The organism is uncultured Corynebacterium sp., assembly GCF_902489365.1.
Lineage (GTDB): Bacteria > Actinomycetota > Actinomycetes > Mycobacteriales > Mycobacteriaceae > Corynebacterium.
The window spans coordinates 1-2582 of sequence record NZ_CABTZR010000149.1; the positions used below are offsets into that span (position 1 = coordinate 1).

Consider the following 2582-nt stretch of genomic DNA (forward strand, 5'->3'; position numbering starts at 1 on the left):
GCTTAAGCCTCCGCCCCCGTAGCTTGGTTAATCAGCCACGCATACTCGAATGCCGCCTGCCGCCACTTGGCGTAGCGTCCGGACACACCACCATGGCCGGCAGCCATCTCAGTCTTGAGGAGGAATTCGCCGTCGGTGGCAACATCACGCAACTTGGCCATCCACTTCGCTGGCTCCACGTAAAGCACGCGGGTGTCGTTAAGCGAGGTCAGCGCCAGAATATTCGGATACTTCTGCGGCGCAATGTTCTCGTACGGCGAGTAGGAGGCCATGTAGTCGTAGACCTCAGGGTCGTGGTACGGGTCGCCCCATTCTTCCCACTCCACCACCGTGAGCGGTAGCTCCGGCATAAGAATCGAGGTCAGCGGGTCCACGAAGGGAACGTTGGCTTCGATAGCCTTGAACCTATCCGGTGCCATGTTGGCCACCGCGCCCATGAGCAGGCCACCGGCGGAACCGCCCTCCGCTACCAAGGTGTCAGGCGTGGTCACCCGGCGCGCGATGAGGTCATCGGCCACTGCGATGAAGTCAGTAAACGTGTTCTTCTTGGCCAGCATCTTGCCGTCGTCGTACCAGTTGCGGCCCATCTCGCCGCCGCCGCGCACGTGCGCCATGGCAAAGATCATGCCGCGGTCCATGAGGGACAAACGGAAGACCGAGAAGTACGGATCCATATTCGCCTCATAGGAACCGTAGCCATAAAGCAACGTCGGGTTCGGCTGCGTACGGTCCAAGTCCGCGCGGTGCACGATGGACACCGGTACCTTGGTCCCATCGGGAGCCTCAGACCAGACCCGGTAGGCAACATACTCGTCCTTGTCATAGCCGCCCGGAACTTCCTGTTCCTTGAGCAGCGTGTACTCGCCGGTCGCCACGCGGTAATCAAAGAGCTGGGCCGGCTGGATGAAGGAGGTATAGCTCACGCGCAGCACCGGCGCGTCCCACTCGGGGTTACCGGCCACGCCGACGGTGTAGAGCTCCTCGTTGAAGTGAAGCTCGTCGAAGCGCGCCCACCCTTGGCGCACATCCATCACCGCTGCACGGCCGATCCCGCCGCGGCGATAGCCCACGACAATCTGGTCGCGGTAACAATCCACGCCCTCAATGCGCACTGTGTCATCGTGTGGCATGAGGACGGTGAGTTCGCGCAGCGCCGGTAGCTCTGCAGAAACCGGACAGTAGCCGAGCTCAAAGTTGGGGCCGGTGGCATTGTGCGTGACAACCCAATAATCGGTGCCGCCCACCACGGCGTGGTCGACGTCGTAGTCCACGCCGGACTCGCGCTCCCACAGGCAGCGGAACTCACCCTCGGGGGTGGACTGCTCGAGCACCCAGGCCTCATTCGTCGTCTTCGAGCCGGAGACAATCATGATGTACTTCTCGCTGCGGGTCGTGCCCACACCGATGCCGAAGCGCGAATCCTCCTCGCGCATGACCACAACGTCGTCCGACTGCGGGGTTCCCACGCGGTGGCGCCACACGGTGTCCGGCCGCCATGCGTCATCCACGGTGGTGTAGAAGATGAACTCCTCCCCTACCCACGTCGCGCCGTAGAAGATGCCTTCCAGGCGGTCCTCCAACAGCTCACCGGTACGCAGATCCTTGATGAAGAGCTCAAAGCGCTCGTCGCCGGCCACGTCGACCGAGTAGGCCAGCAAGTCCCCGGAATCGCTCACCGTGGACGCACCGAGGGCGAAGAAGTCGTGGCCTTCGGCGAGCGCGTTGACGTCGAGAAGCACCTGCTCCCCGTCTGGAGCACCCTCCTCTGGGATGGTCGGTGGGGTCCACGGATCAGAACCTTCCGACACCGGGATGCGGCAGCTGTAGCCATACTCCTGGCCCTCCTCGGTGCGGCCGTAGTACCAGTACTTACCGCGGCGCTGGGGCACGGACATGTCCGTCTGCTTGATGCGGGACTTGACCTCAGTGAAGATGTTCTCGGTCAAGGTGTCCAGGTGCGCGGTTTGTTCTGCGGTGTAGGCGTTTTCGGCCTCGAGGTATTCGCGGGTCTCCGGGGCGTCTTTCTCACGCAGCCACTCGTAGTCATCAACGAAGCTGCGGCCGTGGAACTCTCGCGTGATGGGGCGCTTAGCAGCAATCGGTGCGTTCATTCAGCCTCCTTAAAAAGTGGTTCCGGACAGGCGCTCGAAGGCCTCAACATAACGCGCGCGGGTGGCCTGGACAACGTCGTCTGGCAGGCGCGGCGGCGTGGATTCCTTGTCCCAGCCAGAATTGGTGAGCCAATCGCGCACGTACTGCTTATCAAAGGAGGGCTGAACCTTGCCTTCCTCGTAGGTATCGGCCGGCCAGTAGCGCGAGGAGTCCGGGGTGAGGACTTCATCTGCCAAGACCAAGGTGCCGTGCTTGTCGACGCCAAACTCGAACTTCGTATCCGCCAAAATAATGCCCTTCTCCTCCGCCAGCGCGGCGGCCGTGGCATAGATGCGCAGGGTGGCCTCGCGCAGCTCTTCGGCACGCTCGCGGCCGAGTTTGTCCACAACGACGTCGAAGGAGACGTTCTCATCGTGGTCGCCCTGCTCCGCCTTGGTGGCCGGGGTAAAGATGGGCTCGGGCAGGCGGGA

Annotated in this window: 2 protein-coding genes; both read right to left on the minus strand. The window is 62.5% G+C overall.

Going from position 1 to position 2582, the window contains the following annotated elements; all coding sequences use genetic code 11:
* Positions 1 to 2 precede the first annotated feature (2 nt).
* Positions 3 to 2111: a S9 family peptidase gene (locus RDN59_RS11965; RefSeq protein WP_308608028.1), complete on the minus strand. Its 2109-nt coding sequence runs from the start codon at positions 2109 to 2111 to the stop codon at positions 3 to 5.
* A 9-nt stretch (positions 2112 to 2120) separates the two neighbouring features.
* Positions 2121 to 2582, minus strand: a 462-nt coding sequence (locus RDN59_RS11970; protein ID WP_308608029.1) for a phosphoribosylaminoimidazolesuccinocarboxamide synthase, incomplete at its 5' end; no start/stop codon positions are given.

Coding starts and splice junctions, on each gene's coding strand:
- RDN59_RS11965 (WP_308608028.1), bottom strand. CDS start 2,111: ATGAACGCACCGATTGCTGCTAAGCGCCCCATCACGCGAGAGTTCCAC.